The sequence below is a fragment of the Eisenbergiella sp. OF01-20 genome (assembly GCF_003478085.1).
Lineage (GTDB): Bacteria > Bacillota > Clostridia > Lachnospirales > Lachnospiraceae > Eisenbergiella.
The window spans coordinates 95,785-110,009 of the sequence record NZ_QUES01000013.1 but is presented as its reverse complement, the minus strand read 5'-3'; the positions used below and the strand labels follow the sequence as shown (position 1 = coordinate 110,009).

Annotated in this window: 15 protein-coding genes; all 15 read right to left on the bottom strand. The window is 54.3% G+C overall.

The features are described from left to right. Positions 1-126: 126 nt before the first annotated feature. Positions 127-732, bottom strand: coding sequence for a helix-turn-helix domain-containing protein (locus tag DXA36_RS16290; protein WP_009004425.1), 606 nt, complete (start codon positions 730-732; stop codon positions 127-129). 355 nt (positions 733-1,087) lie between these two features. Then, positions 1,088-1,564: a hypothetical protein gene (locus DXA36_RS16280; protein WP_009004427.1), complete on the bottom strand. Its 477-nt coding sequence runs from the start codon at positions 1,562-1,564 to the stop codon at positions 1,088-1,090. 10 nt (positions 1,565-1,574) lie between these two features. Further along, a complete protein-coding gene (locus tag DXA36_RS32975) occupies positions 1,575-1,730 on the bottom strand; it encodes a hypothetical protein (protein WP_009004428.1) in 156 nt (51 codons plus the stop codon). A 212-nt stretch (positions 1,731-1,942) separates the two neighbouring features. Next, positions 1,943-4,057: a DNA topoisomerase 3 gene (locus DXA36_RS16275; protein WP_009004429.1), complete on the bottom strand. Its 2,115-nt coding sequence runs from the start codon at positions 4,055-4,057 to the stop codon at positions 1,943-1,945. Continuing rightward, the gene (locus DXA36_RS16270; protein WP_009004430.1) at positions 4,054-4,851 is read right to left on the bottom strand and encodes a DUF4366 domain-containing protein; all 798 of its coding nucleotides are present in this window, start codon (positions 4,849-4,851) and stop codon (positions 4,054-4,056) included. Before DXA36_RS16270 ends, DXA36_RS16275 begins: the two co-directional genes overlap by 4 nt. Beyond that, positions 4,841-5,095 carry a DUF4315 family protein gene (locus DXA36_RS16265; protein ID WP_009004431.1) on the bottom strand — a complete coding sequence of 85 codons (255 nt, stop codon included), beginning with the start codon at positions 5,093-5,095 and terminating at the stop codon, positions 4,841-4,843. The genes DXA36_RS16270 and DXA36_RS16265 overlap by 11 nt, the downstream gene beginning before the upstream one ends. Before the next feature lie 22 nt (positions 5,096-5,117). Beyond that, positions 5,118-7,064: a C40 family peptidase gene (locus DXA36_RS16260; protein WP_009004432.1), complete on the bottom strand. Its 1,947-nt coding sequence runs from the start codon at positions 7,062-7,064 to the stop codon at positions 5,118-5,120. 31 nt (positions 7,065-7,095) lie between these two features. Further along, positions 7,096-9,507 carry a VirB4-like conjugal transfer ATPase, CD1110 family gene (locus DXA36_RS16255; RefSeq protein WP_009251539.1) on the bottom strand — a complete coding sequence of 804 codons (2,412 nt, stop codon included), beginning with the start codon at positions 9,505-9,507 and terminating at the stop codon, positions 7,096-7,098. Further along, complete coding sequence (locus DXA36_RS16250; protein ID WP_009004434.1) at positions 9,404-9,853, bottom strand: PrgI family protein; 450 nt, start codon at positions 9,851-9,853, stop codon at positions 9,404-9,406. The genes DXA36_RS16255 and DXA36_RS16250 overlap by 104 nt, the downstream gene beginning before the upstream one ends. Before the next feature lie 6 nt (positions 9,854-9,859). Then, the gene (locus DXA36_RS16245; protein WP_075053150.1) at positions 9,860-10,429 is read right to left on the bottom strand and encodes an MT-A70 family methyltransferase; all 570 of its coding nucleotides are present in this window, start codon (positions 10,427-10,429) and stop codon (positions 9,860-9,862) included. Between the two features lie 33 nt (positions 10,430-10,462). Beyond that, positions 10,463-11,326: a VirB6/TrbL-like conjugal transfer protein, CD1112 family gene (locus DXA36_RS16240; protein ID WP_009004436.1), complete on the bottom strand. Its 864-nt coding sequence runs from the start codon at positions 11,324-11,326 to the stop codon at positions 10,463-10,465. Between the two features lie 75 nt (positions 11,327-11,401). Further along, positions 11,402-11,617: a Maff2 family mobile element protein gene (locus DXA36_RS16235; protein ID WP_002566673.1), complete on the bottom strand. Its 216-nt coding sequence runs from the start codon at positions 11,615-11,617 to the stop codon at positions 11,402-11,404. A 63-nt stretch (positions 11,618-11,680) separates the two neighbouring features. After that, on the bottom strand, positions 11,681-13,486 hold the full coding sequence (locus DXA36_RS16230) for a VirD4-like conjugal transfer protein, CD1115 family (protein ID WP_009251551.1): 1,806 nt from the start codon (positions 13,484-13,486) through the stop codon (positions 11,681-11,683). Continuing rightward, complete coding sequence (locus DXA36_RS16225) at positions 13,483-13,959, bottom strand: PcfB family protein (protein ID WP_009004439.1); 477 nt, start codon at positions 13,957-13,959, stop codon at positions 13,483-13,485. Before DXA36_RS16225 ends, DXA36_RS16230 begins: the two co-directional genes overlap by 4 nt. A gap of 43 nt (positions 13,960-14,002) precedes the next feature. Further along, positions 14,003-14,215: a DUF5348 domain-containing protein gene (locus tag DXA36_RS16220; protein WP_009004440.1), complete on the bottom strand. Its 213-nt coding sequence runs from the start codon at positions 14,213-14,215 to the stop codon at positions 14,003-14,005. Positions 14,216-14,225 lie beyond the last annotated feature (10 nt).

Below are 14,225 nucleotides of genomic sequence, written 5' to 3'. Positions count from 1 at the left end.
TTCACATCCTCCTGAAAAATGGCATAAGAAAAGCAGGAAACCGTTTCAAAGATTTCCTGCTGGGTGGTGCCGCCTGTGGGCGGCTGGTATTCAGTTGTTGATAGGGGCCTTACAATCGCTTCTGTTTTATTTGACCTTCCAGATATAACGCCAATATTTTAAACTTAATAAAATGCCGCAAATCGCAGTAACTACGTCTGCCAGAAGATACCTCACTCCAACCTGCTCCAAAGGAATGATGCGGGGCAAAAAGAAAATAGAGAAAATCATAGCAAGACCAATGATGCTCTGCAATGCTTCAAGCCTATGCTTTTTCCCCATATCCTTTGATGTGATAAACAGCAATACAAGACCAACCGTCAAAATGGCTAACCAATGGTACGGGTACGGGAAGTCTGTACCATACAGGCCGGAAGAATAGCCGTCCCAGCCAGCGTTTAGCAGTATGACACCACCCCACCTTCCAAAAAGCATCTTGGCATTTTGCTGCTTATCCCTAAATTTTTGTTCCTGTGCCGCTTGTTCCTCGGCATAGGTTTGAGGATCAACCAATTCAGAAATGCTGATTTCAAAGAGGAAAGCCAATTCCGATAAGTTTTTAGATGTCGGTTCACTGGTTCCTGCTTCCCATTTTGCAACAGCTTGACGGCTGATGCCCAACTGATCGGCAACATACTCTTGGGACATTTTTAGTTGTGTACGCCTGGCTTTAATGTTTTCGCTCAGTGCCATGTTCACGCCCTCCTTTCCGGTTTCATCATACATCAACACCCCGGTTGCGTGCCACCAACTAAAATGCAACCGTAGGTTGCAAGAGCCAGGCCATACAGAAATTTAAGAATCCGGCAGCTCACTCAGTATGTTTATGGTGCGGTAAATTTCTCCGCAGGCCGGGCACTTCCAGTCCATATTACTCTTTTTTGCTTTCTTATGAAGATGCACTAATTCCGCTTGGCGGCATTTGGGACATATGGTTGGAAGCCCTGCCCACAACCGTTTCAGCAATCGCACTTCGTTTTCTCTGCTGTCCGTATACATTGTCCCTCCTGGTCTAAGCCGTTCTTAAAATCAAACAGATCGACTTCCTTTATGTGTCGTATTCAATGAGATATATTTGATTGGAGCTTTGGTCATAAATGGCAAAGGTAAAATTAAAGGAAAAACGCTGGAACAGCTCGGAATCATCATATGGATTTGTACTTTCCGAATGGCGGTCATAGAAATAATAGTACCCGTCCTGTATTTCCGGTATAGATACTTCATCATCGTATGGCTGGTATAGGAACGTGTCTAAGTTTTCGGGAAGAGGAAGTTTTTGCCAGATTTCACTTTCTTCCATTTGTTCACCGATGGAATCATCGGGATATTGTAACACTGTGTAGGAAACTCCATCTCCATGAAATCCACCATGCGTATCCTTGTGGGAAACAACTTTCCCTATCGTTAAGTCAATCCCGCATTGTCTGGACAGTGCTGCCAGATTATTTTCCTGCCTGAATAAAATAAAGGATAGCGAAAGCAATAGCAATGCGATTGCGATAGAAATAATTATCCATTTTTTCATAACCGTCCACCTACCTTTTCGTTGTCATATTTCCAAAGCCAGCCAATGAGGTTCCCATCAAAAGCCCCAGCGGGATGTTCTCCAACAAAATCCCGAACAGCAGACCAAGCCCCATCCCAATCGTAGCCATACCATGAAAACATTGTTTTTTATCTGGTTGTTTCATCGGTTCCTCCCTCTGTATGACATAGATTCTTATGCATAGTATAGCAGGGATATCCGATTATGAAAAGCAAATTTAAATCCATTCTGCACAACCGAAACATCCATCATACAAGGGGCTTGGGGCTTCCCCAAAGAGAAAATCCCCGGCCCGGCGGGTGCGCCGGGTCAGGGATTTTGCGGGAGTGTGGCTACACTCCCTATGCTTGCTGTTTTTTAGTTCTTCGCTCTCCGTTCTATGCGGTAGTTGACGTACTTCCCACCTGTATCGGCCAAAAGCACCGTCCCGTCATAGGTCTTGCCGGTTTTCATGGAGAGCAGGCCCTTTACCTTTGCTTTTCCGTCTCCCAGCAGCGCGGCGGCGATCTTCGGGGTAAACGCCTTGCCCCGTTCCTCAAAAAATCGGTCATTCTTCCACATGACAAACTGGCAGCCTCGGTTTCCGCAGTAGTAGTTCTTTTTGCCCTCATAGACGCTTTCCCCGCAGCGCGGGCATTTGCCGATAACCACACGCTCGGCCTGAAACAACCGCTGTGCGTCCTCGCTGATCTGCGAATAACCAACAATCAGGCTCCTTGTCATTTCCGCAATGTCATGCATGAAGCCCTCCGGGTCGGCCTCCCCTTTGGCAATGGCCGTCAGCTTCGTTTCCCATTCAGACGTAAGCTGGGGAGAGGTCAGTATATCCGGCAGAACACAGGCAAGGTTGTGGCCGTCCCTGGTGGGAAGTAGCTGCTTGCCTTTGCGTTCCACAAAGCCCATCTGCACCAGCTTTTCTAAGATGGAAGCGCGGGTGGCCGGTGTGCCTAAGCCCTGCCTCTCGGCGTCCTCCGGCATATCCTCGGCTCCGGCACGTTCCATAGCCGACAGCAGCGTATCTTCGGTGTAGGGCTTGGGCGGCGTAGTGAAATGCTCGGTAACACTGGCCTCCACCGGGTCAAAGGTCTGGCCCTCGATGTTCTCCGGCAGACGGCCTCCGTCCGGCAGCTCCCGCGCAAGCTCCGGCGCGTCCTCGTCGGCGTCAATCTTGAAAGAAGCCTTAAAACGGCGGTCAATCTCTTTCCAGCCGGAGGTAAGGACGGTCTTTCCCTTGGCGGTAAATTCATTCCCGGCGCAAGTGAATGTGGCGGTGATGGCCTCATACACATGGGGCGCGGCTACCGCACACAGCAGCTTGCAGCACACAAGGGACAGCAGTTTCTTTTCGCCCTCGGCCAGCCCGTCAAAGCCTGTCTGCACAAACTCCATCGTGGGGATAATGGCGTGGTGATCCGACACCTTTTTGCTGTTCAGCACCCGGTGAAACTCCGGGGCTTTGTCCAATCCCGCCGCAAAGGAAAGCAGCGGCAACAGGCCGGACACGATGCGTTCCAACCTGGGCTGCATATCATCGGTCAAATACTGGCTGTCCGTGCGGGGGTAGGTCAGCCGCTTCTTTTCATAGAGCTTTTGGGCGTAATCAAGGGTCTGCTTGGCGGTAAATCCAAACAGGCGGTTGGCCTCCCGCTGCAAGGTTGTGAGGTCGTAAAGACGTGGCGGCTGCTCTGTCTTTTTCTCCCTCGCCACGGAAACACAAAGGGCCTGCTCCCCAGCGCAAGCCGCTTTCAGGCGGGCCGCTTCTTCGGGGCTGGAAAGGCGGCTGCTGGCCGCCTCCATGCCGCCCGCTGCGATATGGACAACGTGATATTTCTCTTTCTTAAAACCGCTGATTTTCGTCTCTCGGTCAACCAGCATTTTCAGGGTCGGCGTCTGGACACGGCCCACGGTCAGGGTCTTGTGGTATAGGATGGAGAAAAGTCTTGTGGCGTTGATCCCCACCAGCCAATCGGCCTGCGCCCGGCAAAGGGCCGATTGATAGAGAGCATCGTAGTCCGCGCCGGGTTTCAGGTTGGCAAACCCATCACGGATGGCCCCGTCCTCCATGCTGGAAATCCAAAGGCGCTGAAACGGCTTTTGACAGCCCGCCATCTGATAGACGAAACGGAAAATCAGCTCCCCCTCGCGTCCGGCGTCGGTGGCGCACACAAGGCCGGTCACGTCGGGGCGCTCCATCAGGGAACGTAAGACTTCAAACTGCTTTTTCTTGTCGTCCGGGATGATGTACTGCCATTCTTGCGGCAGAATCGGCAAATCCTCATAGCGCCATTTCTTAAAGCGGGGGTCATAGGCCCCGGCGTCGGCAAGGGAAACCAGATGGCCGATACACCAGCTCACCAGATAGCCGTTTCCCTCTAAGTAGCCGTCCTGTTTCTGATCCGCGCCGATCACACCCGCAATGCTGCGGGCCACGCTCGGCTTCTCTGCAATTACAAGAGTATGTGAAGTTGTCATTCCTCGTCCTCCTCGTCTGTTTCTTCCTCCATCAACAAATCTTCCCCCGGCTCTTGAGCGTACCCATCGGTGGCGTCGTCCGGCTCCGGGGCTTCTTCCTCGTCGCCCTCGGCCTCGCCAAAGTCGTATTCGTCCAGATCGTCGCCGCCCTTGACATCTGCTTTCGGCTTGCGGAGCTTAAAGAAGTAAAGGGCTACGCCGCCGCCCGCCAGCGCTACCACAAGGAACACCACAAGGCCGCCCATGCCTCCGCTTTCTTTCTCCGGCGCTGCCGGTTCTTCCTCGCCTACGGGTTCCGGCTCCGGCCCGGCGCAGGCGGTCAGGTTATTTTTACAAACCGGGCAGGCCGTGTTGACGGCCCCAGCCTCACACTTGGCCGTGCAGGTGCAGGCTTGCGGCTCCTGTTCGCCGTCCTCCAACAACGCTTGCAGGTCGGCGTCGTCCACTTGGTTTAGGAAATGCACGGAGGTTTCCTTGTTCTCATTGGCCCGGTCAATCAGGATATAGAAGTAATTCCCGGCCTTGGTGGTGACGGTGATCAACTGCTTATCTCCGAAAAAATCATCCACCAGTGCCGCGTTGCCCTTAGGGGTGACGGGTACGCCCTCCGGCTCCATCTCTATGCCGCCGGTGGTGGGTTCCTCTGTTTCCTCCGGCAAAGGGGCTTCGGTGGTTTCCGGCAGCGGCTCCGGGTCAGGGTCAACGCCCCCGGCGTAGGCGGTAACGGAAAAAGCCGCCATGCAAAGCACAGCGGCCAGTGTCACGGCAAATCTGCGAATGAGCTTATTCTTCATCGGCCTTTCCCTCCTGTTCAAACTCCGGCTGCGGGGCCGGGGGCGCTTGCAGAGCGCCGCCGCGCACAAAGGCGGCGAACTCCTGCGGGGTCATGTTCAGGCCGCGCACAAGCTGGACGATCTGCAAGTTTTCCTGTTCAGTCTTGGCCGCCTCCAGCTCCCGAAGCTGATTTTGCAGCGCCGCGATCTTGCCTTTGGTTTTCTCAATGTCCTTTTCAATGCGTTCCAATTTGTTCATTGCCATAGTCAAAAACTCCTTTCTGGCGTCAGGGTAGACGCCCGTAACAATAGAAATGCTCCTGCCAGTAGCTTGAATTTAGGTTTGTGTAACTGATGGGATTTCCACAGTGCAACATGACCGAATTTCCCACATACAGCCCCACATGGGACATCCCGGAAGTGTCGTAGGTGCCGACGAAAAACACCAGATCGCCGGGCTTTGCCTGCTCCGGGGAAACAGGGGTACAGAGGTTGTAAAGCCCCTGCGCCGTCTGCCGCCCCACATTCCAGCCGGAATGATTGACTACCCAGCTAATGAAGCCGGAACAATCAAAGCTGGTGCTTGGAGAGCTGCCGCCCCACACATAGGGATAGCCCACATATTTGTCCGCCTCCGCAATCATGGCCGCAAAGGTTTCATCCTCTAAAGCCTCCGGCGGGATTTCATAGTAGGTCGGCTCCTTGACGGTGGAGGCATGGGGATAGCTGCCGCTTGGAAAGAGGTCTGGCCGGTTGCCCAACGTCTGCATATAGGCCGCGTACAAACTGAGCTGATTCTCGTCCATGAGATAGACGGGCAGGTGGGATAGATCGGCATTTTCCAGTGTCACATAACAGATGAAATACTGGTAAGGTTCTTCTTCCTCATACTCATTTCCATCGTCATCCGTATGAGTGACCGTTCGATAGCGGATTTCCATCTCCACACGCTCGGTTAAGGTGTATTGCTGTTCAAAGAGCATGGCAAGATTGCCCTGTACCTCATCCAGCGTAAACGCCCCGCCGTGGAGCGCGGAGAGGATAGAGGTCAGCACATAGGGGTCATGGCTGATGTCGTCCAAATCAAAACGGTACTCGTCGTAGCCGGGGTGCAGGCTTTCGTAGTTGTCAAGCTCGTGCTGCAAGTCGGCTTCCATCCCGGCGTAGGTGGCCTCGGCCCCCAGCATATCGCTGTCCTCGGACAGATAGGAGGTGGCCGCAAGCCCCGTCCCGGCGCTTCCAAACATGGCGGTGCAGGATTGCAGGCCGCCCATAACCAGCATGAGAAGCAGGCCCACGCCGCCGATCAGCAGCGCCCCTTTCCAGTGCCGTGCCACAAGGGATGCGACCTGTTTGCCTTTCTCTGCGGCTTTCCTGGCGGCTGATGCGGTGGTCTTGGCACTGCCTGATGCGCTCCGGCCCGCCGCCCGTGCGGCCTTGGCGTATTCCCGTTTGATATGCTGTTTCTGACAGAGGCGGGAAACCGGGTTCTTTACCGCCTGTGCCAATTCTGGGTTGTCCCGTAGAGATTTTCGATATACAAACTCGGCGTTGGCAGCCATGGACTTGCGTTCCGCCTTGGCTGCGGCCCGGTAGGGTTTCAGCTTATGCCGACGTATGGCACTTTTCAGCACCTTGCCCGCCTGGCGCTCGGCCAGTTCTTCCGCCTTATGACCGGCCTCCACGCCCACGTTTTCCTGCTCCACCTCATGGATTTTCCCATGGAGGTATAGCCTCGCCTCCTGCACCGGGCGACTGGCCGGATTGGGTTTGAGCTTTGGCGGGGCTTTCTCCACTTTTTCAAAGTGAAGTTTGCTTTTGGCCTTTCCCTTGGCCTCGTTGTATACGGTTTCCTTGGTAAGCACGCGCTTTTTCGGCAGGGCTTCTTTGGCCGCTTCCAGCTTGTCCGCCCGTTTTTCCGCCTTTTTGATATAGCGGGCCAGCTCTGGAGAGGCCCGTTCCCCGGCGGTAAATTGCAGACGGGAGGCCGGGGCGCCCGCCTGCCTTGCCATACGTTCCCCATTCCGGGCCGTCCGCTTTGCCTTATGCCGGTCACGGATGTCTACGGCCCGTTCCAGCGCCTTTTCCACTGTACCGTCCGGCTTGGCGGTATATTCCGGCTCAGTTTCCCGGCTGGAAATGCCCGCGCTCTCGCCGGTGGTCTGGTTGTCCAGCGTAAGCCCGGCGCGGGTCATGCGCTGCGTCACCTTATCACGGGGTTTTAAGGGCTTCATGGTGCGCCACCTCCTTTTGCGCCCTCGCGCCTCATACCGTGACCCCCTCGCCTAAGCGGGTGGTCATGATCCGGTAAAGCTGGGTGTGCTTCGGGATGGGGTTCTTAAAGGGCAGGATCACGTTTTCGTAAATCAAAAGCCCCTCGCCGGGTTCGGAGTTTTCCACATACCGTAATTGCTGCGGGGAGATATTTAACCGCTCCGCAAGGATTTTCCGATCGCCGCTGGCCTGGTTTAACAGGCAGATAAAGTCACTGTTTTCCAAAATGTTTTCAATCTCCGGCGACAAGAGCAGATCCTTGACGTTCTGTGTGGCACCTGTGGGAATGCCGCCCCATTTTCTGAAACGCTTCCAAATCTCACAGGAAAAGGCCGCTGTCTGTTCCTCCCGCAAAAGCAGGTGGAACTCGTCACAAAAGAACCACGTCGCCTTGCCCTGGCTGCGGTTCTGCGTCACCCGGCCCCAAATCTGGTCTTGGACAATCAGCATACCGATTTTCTTTAGCTGTTTGCCAAGCTCCTTGATGTCAAAGGCCACAATCCGGCTTTCAATGTCCACGTTGGTGCGGTGGTTAAAGACGTTTAGGGAGCCGGACACATACAGGTCAAGAGCCTGCGCCACCCGGTCGGCCTCCGGGATATGCTGGTCTAACAGGGCTTGGTGGAGGTCGGAAAGAATCGGCATATTTTCCGGGCGGGGGTCTGCCAGATAGGGCCGGTAAATCACCTGCACGGCCCGGTCAATCACCGTCTTTTCGATGGCTTCCAGCCCGTTCTTGCCGCCCATCACCAGCTCACAGAACGACAACACAAAGTCGGATTTTAAGGCCAGCGGGCTTTCATCCTCGCTGTAATTTAAGTTGATATCCAGCGGGTTCACATAGCTTTTGCTGGTGGGCGACAGCTTCACCACCTGTCCATGCAGCCGCTTGACAAGGGGGTAATACTCGGCCTCCGGGTCACATACATAGACGTCGTCCGGGGTGCAGAGGAACACACTCAAAATCTCGGCTTTACAGCTCATGGATTTCCCGCTTCCCGGCGTCCCCAGCTTCAAACCGTTGGGGCAGCGTGCCCGCTTCCGATCCAGCATAATCATGTTGCCGGTCTTGGCATTGACGCCGTAATACATGGCGTCTCCGCCCTGAAAAAGCTCCTGCGTCACGAAAGGCACGAACACGGCCACGCTGGAAGTCGTCAAGGAACGCTCGATCTGGATGTGGCTGGCCCCCAATGGGAGACTGCTCATAAGGCCCTGCTCCTGCTGGTAGTCCAGCCGCACAAGGGAACAGTTGTATTTCTGCGCCACGCCTGCGGCCCAGAACACATCGTTTTCCAATGCCTGCCGGGTGTCGGCGGTATTGAGGACAAGAAAGGTGAGCTGAAACATTCGCTCGTTCCGGCTCTGCAAGGTCTTTAACAGCTCCTTGGCGTCCTGCCCGTAGGTGGCAAGGTCGCTGGGAAGTATGTCCATATCGTAGCCGCTGCGGACGGCTCGTTTCTGTTCCTGAATCTTCATGGCATCCAGGTCGGTGATTTTCCGCTTCACCGTCTTGATAGCCTCGCTCTGGTCGATGGCCTGCACATGGAGGTTCACCACAATGCCATTTTCCGTATTGAGAAAGTCGGCCAGCATTTCGTCCGACAGTTCCGGGGACAGAATATTTAAAAAGCTCACAGCCCCGTACTTGCCGCCCAGCCCGAACAAACGGGCATGGCCGAAGCGGAACGACGACGGGGCAATAAAATCCTTGGTGGAGAGGCCGGAGGAAGCCAGCCACTTCCAATCGAAGGAAAACGGTTCCCCGTCCGGGTGGAACATGCGGTGCATGACTTCCAGCCGGGCCGTTGCGTCCAGTCCCCATGCCACGGCCCCCATGCTCTTGAAATAGCCTAAGAGGTCGGTTTCAATGCGGTGCAGTCTGGCACGAGCCAGTTTCAGGTTGTCGGCCTCGATGGTATAGGTCAGGAATTTCCGCTTCATCAGTCCATTGTTCCCGCTTACCAGTTGGTTTTTCAAGATAGCGGAATACTCTGTGCGGATGTCGTCAAAATCATCCCCCTGCGCCCGGATTTCAAGGCTTTTGGCGTACTGCCTGGGGTCAATCTTGTGGTTGAGAAAGGAAAACTGGATGTGAATCGAGGCATCCAGGTAGTTGTAAAGGTCGCACAGGTTTTCAAAGATGGCTGTCTTGGTATCGGCCTGTGCAAGCTGATAGCTGATATCCGCAAACTCAATGCACTTGGAAAACCTGCGGGGCGTCAGGCGGCAAATCCCGTCCTGATACATGGCCTCATAGGGAATACTCTCCTGGGCGGAGTGGGGCTTGCCGTCGCCCTTATACTTGCGGATGACGGCCTGAATTTCTTTCTTTTCTGCGCGGGTCAGCTTTACCGGCGTTCTTTCCTGCGCTTCGTTTCTTTGCTTTTTGAACAATGGCATTTACCTCCTTTTCCATTTGTCGCTGCCGCACAAGGGCGGTATAAGCATTGTTGGTCTGGTAAGGCCGCTCTTTCGGCATGAGAAAGCAACACTGGACGATCTGCCATACCACCACTTCCAGGGGCTGGCCGTGGCGCTCATACAGCGCCATGAGAAAGCCCGGCAGCATGGCAAACACCATGAGAAGCGCCGCCGCGCTGGTGGGGACGCGTCCCCGAATCAATAAAAAAAGCGGGATGCCTACAAGCAGCGCACCGCCAAAACAAAGGAGCTGGCGTTTCGTCAGCCCGAATACCACCTTGGATTTCACCTTGGTAAAATCCTTTGGAACAGTTACATAAGCCAAATCAAATCACCTCGTTTCTTCTGGCGCGGACAGGGAAAAATCGCTGTCCACTTCATTGCCCCACACATCCCAGCCGGGGGTTTTCTCTCTGGCAAACAGCTCTGCGCGGGGCAGGTCGCCCGCAAGCTCGATGATTTTCTCGCGGGTGATATCGGGTTTCTTGCTGTGTTCCTCAATGGGAGAAATGATAAACTGATGGACGCTTCGGGAATAGCGTTTGGGATGTCCTCGCTTGCCAAGCAGACAGATTTCCGCATTGCCTCTTGTCCAGTGGCCCAACCCATAAAACCAGGTAGGGCTTTTCTTATTCCGTTTCAGCCAGACAAAGGCCACGGTCTTGAAGGTGAAGCCCCATGCCTGAATCAGCCGCAGGGCTTCCGGCAGCATGGGGAACGTGGCCCACAAAAACAGCAGGCAATCCTTGGCTGCCAGTGTTTCCACCGGCAGGGCGCACAGCTCGTCAATCCCCATGGTGGGATAGTGGTTTTCCGCTGCACCCTGTACCGTTTTCTGGTCATATCTCCACGGTGGGTCAGCGTAAAGAATGTGATAGGTTTCCTTCTGTGATTTCTCGATAAGCCTGTTTCCTCCTGTGTAAAAAGTGTAAGATCAATGGGCTGTGAACACAGCCTTAGACAAGCTGCCGGTTTTGAACAAGCCATAGCACAGCAGCACCGTATAGCCCATACAGCCCCAGATTGCGCCGGAAATGTCGTCCGCTGTGCCAATATCCTGAATCAGAACCGCGTAAATCCCCACAACCACCATGATTAAAAAGGCTTGGAAGCCCAGCGCCAGCAGGGATTTTAAGTAGTTCTGGCCCATGCCGCGCCACTCCGCATTGCCCAGGGTGGCAAGAGGGATCGGCCCAAGCGCTGTCACGGCGTATATTTCAATCATTCTCCCGTAGGTAACAAGGAAAATGCAGATGGATAACGCGTGCATCGTCAGGCCTACAACCAAGGTCTGGAACCACAGGCCCAGAAGCGGCCCAATGTCCATGGCCTCCAGTTGTGCTTCCAGGTCTGGAATCAGGGTGTCAAAGTCAATGCTGGTTTCCCCGATGATGACACCGGCGCTTTGATTCACGACGGCCTGGGTGGCATCAAAGACACCCATGACGATATTCCATGTGTTCGTCACAATGAGAATGGCAAAGGCACTCTTAAACATCCAGCGGAAAAACATAGAGCTGTCAAAATCGTGCATGTTGTTCTTTTCCACGATCATTTCAATCAGCTCATAGCACATCACCAGGGCGAGAATGGCCGCCGCAATGGGGACAATGACCGTTTCGGACAGGCTTTGCAGCATGGAAAAAATGCCGCCGTTCCAGTCCTGCGGGGTGCTGCCCACATCCGATGCGATTTCCCCAACCTTGGTATTCACAGTGCCAAAAAGCCCCGACAGGTTTCCTTTAATCCCGTCAATCAGGATTCCTTTGATCCATTCCGCAATTAAATCATCAATCATATGCGTTCACCTCCTTGTCCGCGCCCTCCTGCTACCGGGAGGGCGCGGCATATTGCTTGCAGATGGACGGATTGCTTATCCCAGCAGCCCGGACAGGAGAGGTACAAGGGTCATGCCAATGAGGGCCACGCCTCCGCCCGCAACAAGCTGCTTGATTCCCTGGCTCTTGCTGGCGGGATTATCGGCCCCGTACCCCTCCAACAGATTGACGCCGCCCCATACACACAGAGCGCCGCCCAGGCCCACAACGATGGTCTGTAACGTATCTACTGCACTATTGAAAAATTCCATACATGCCTCACTTTCTGCCGGTTTCCGGCGAACAAATTTGATTGCTTACAGAAAAAAGCCGCTTCACTGTGCGGCCAAATCTTCGTCCGACAGGTCAATGTCGTAAAGGTCAAAGGGTTCATCCTCCGATACCACGCGCCGTTTTTTCCGGCGCAGGGACGACAGGTACCTGTCCACATCAAAGGTGTTCTGTTTGTCGGCATCCGAGAGGTATTTATAGCGTGGGTGGCGAGTGATGTCGTATTTCTCACTGAAAAACGACCTCACGCCGCGCACCTGCAAAATACACTTGCCTCCGTCCATCGTTGCAATTTCGTCCTGGCTCATCAGCTCCTTTCCGAGTTTTTGGTAGTTCAGTCCGTGGGAGGTCTGTGCGCCCCGGTTCTCGCTTTGGTTATAGCTGTCAATGGTTTCCTTGCCCAGCACGTCCGCGATTTCCTTGGCGTTTTTACCTCTGCCACTCAAAAAAAGCGTACAATCGCAGTTGTCGGAAATGATTTCCGCCGAATCCCGATACAGGGCTTTCAACTGCGACTGGCTCTGTAAAATGATCGAAGCCGAGATTTCCCGGCTTCGGATGGTGGCGATCAACTTGTCAAAGTTGGGAATCTGACCGATGTTGGCAAACTCGTCCAGAATCATCCGCACATGGACGGGCAGCCGCCCGCCGTATTTGTCATCCGCCCGGTCGCATAAGAGGTTGATTAACTGGCTCTGCACCATAGCTAGGATGAAGTTAAAGGTCGTGTCCGTATCACTCATAATGAGGAACAGGGCCGTTTTTTCGTCCCCGATGGTGTCAAGCTCCAGCTCGTCGTCCTCCATCAGCTCCCGCACCTCCCGGATGTCAAAGGGCGCTAATCTGGCTCCGCAGCTAATCAAAATGGAGCTGCGGGTCTTACCAGCGGATAGAAGAAACTTCTTGTACTGGCGTACCGCAAAGTGTTCCGGGTCTTTTTCTTCCAGCCGTTCAAACATCTGGTCTACCGGGGATTGAAATTCCGGGTCATCCTCGCGGGCCTCGCTGGCGTTTATCATTTCAAGAAGCGTGGTGAAATTCATTTCATCATCTGGCGCTTCGTACCAGATATAGCCAATGAGGGCCGAATACAGCAGGCGTTCCGACTTCACCCAAAAATCCTCGGCGCTTTTTTCGCCCTCTCCCTTGGTGTTGCTGATCAGCGTGTTTACCAGCTTTAAGATGTCCTTTTCGCTGTGGATGTAGCAAAACGGGTTATAGCGCATGCTCTTGGAAAAGTTGATGGTATTCAGCACCTTTACCCGATATCCGCACCGCACAAGAAGCTGGCCCACCTCACCGATCAGGCTGCCCTTGGGATCAGTAATCACGAATGAGGTCGGGTAGTCCTTGGACACGCACTGCATAAGGTTGGGCTTCACAAAACATCTCGTCTTGCCGCTGCCGGAGCCGCCGATGACCAGCACGTTTTTGTTCCGGGCTGTCTTGGGGTCTTTGGGCCGGTTGTTCATGGTGAGACGTTCCGTCTGGGTCAGGAGGATGTTGTTATCAAACACGGGGTCGATATATGGGGCGATATCTCTGGGGCCGCCCCATCGGGCGCTGCCGTATTCCACCCCTTTGCGGTATTTCTTGGCGTTCTTGCTTTTCACGTACACCATCAGACGCAATGCCACCGCACCGGCCACACCCACCGCCAGATCGAACAGGCGGAAGCTGGGGGAGACGCTTTCAAAGGCAAAGGAAAAGCCGTCCGCAAGGTGCAAGAACTTTTCCGACAAGTCCGCCCCAGCCGCCAGCCGGTAGGTCTGCCCCAGCTTGCCGAACAGGTAAACGAACAGTAGATAGGGCAGGTTGGCGATTATCCGCTTTTTCACTTCCAGCCTCATAGAGACAGCCCCCTTTCCTTGATTTTCTCCTTGGCCTGCTGGCGGTTTCTGGCCGCCGTCTTTTGCTTCATAGCCGAGAGGGCCTTTCGGATGGAGGGGCGTTCCTGCTGTTTGAGCTTCTTGGCCGTAAATTCCTTGAATGCCTGTTCCAGATTGTCCGCCTGCTTGGATTTGAAAATCACGATATACCGGGGCGGATGAGTGGTGCGGTCTTTCCGCAGGGTAAAATCAATGCCGTATTTCTTGGCGCAGGGCCGAAACAGGCCAATGTTGGCATCGGTGATTTCAATGTTGGACAGGGCGGAGCCGTCCTTTTTGAGATGCCGCAAGCTCTGTCTGCCTTGGTGGGGCTTTATTTTGGCCGTTTGTCGGGCAGCCAGAAATTTCTTCATGGCCGCTTGCAGCACTTGGCCCGTGAGCTTGCCGGTCTTAACCGCTAATGCGATGGTGTTCTGTTCGATTTCTTCCTGCAACTGCTATCCCTCCTTGGAAGTCAAAGCAGGCAGGCGGCACGGCTTAGATACGCACCCGCAGGCCGGAAAGGTCGTTGGTGCGAATACCTACCAGATACCAGTTCTCAGCCATTTCCATGCGGGTGGGCCTCCATCTGCCGCCTACCAGTACATCAAAGGTTTCTCCGCAGTGCAGGCCGCCGTAGTAGTCCGCCAGGTCAAAACGGATGTCATAGTGGTCTGCCTGCTCGTCAAAAATCAAAGTCCCCTGTTTCATAGGGCTGTCC

Coding starts and splice junctions, on each gene's coding strand:
- DXA36_RS16220 (WP_009004440.1), bottom strand. CDS start 14,215: ATGAAACAGGGGACTTTGATTTTTGACGAGCAGGCAGACCACTATGAC.
- DXA36_RS16275 (WP_009004429.1), bottom strand. CDS start 4,057: ATGACAACTTCACATACTCTTGTAATTGCAGAGAAGCCGAGCGTGGCC.
- DXA36_RS16260 (WP_009004432.1), bottom strand. CDS start 7,064: ATGAAGCCCTTAAAACCCCGTGATAAGGTGACGCAGCGCATGACCCGC.
- DXA36_RS16255 (WP_009251539.1), bottom strand. CDS start 9,507: ATGCCATTGTTCAAAAAGCAAAGAAACGAAGCGCAGGAAAGAACGCCG.
- DXA36_RS16280 (WP_009004427.1), bottom strand. CDS start 1,564: ATGAAAAAATGGATAATTATTTCTATCGCAATCGCATTGCTATTGCTT.
- DXA36_RS16270 (WP_009004430.1), bottom strand. CDS start 4,851: ATGAAGAATAAGCTCATTCGCAGATTTGCCGTGACACTGGCCGCTGTG.
- DXA36_RS16230 (WP_009251551.1), bottom strand. CDS start 13,486: ATGAGGCTGGAAGTGAAAAAGCGGATAATCGCCAACCTGCCCTATCTA.
- DXA36_RS32975 (WP_009004428.1), bottom strand. CDS start 1,730: ATGAAACAACCAGATAAAAAACAATGTTTTCATGGTATGGCTACGATT.
- DXA36_RS16235 (WP_002566673.1), bottom strand. CDS start 11,617: ATGGAATTTTTCAATAGTGCAGTAGATACGTTACAGACCATCGTTGTG.
- DXA36_RS16290 (WP_009004425.1), bottom strand. CDS start 732: ATGGCACTGAGCGAAAACATTAAAGCCAGGCGTACACAACTAAAAATG.
- DXA36_RS16265 (WP_009004431.1), bottom strand. CDS start 5,095: ATGGCAATGAACAAATTGGAACGCATTGAAAAGGACATTGAGAAAACC.
- DXA36_RS16240 (WP_009004436.1), bottom strand. CDS start 11,326: ATGATTGATGATTTAATTGCGGAATGGATCAAAGGAATCCTGATTGAC.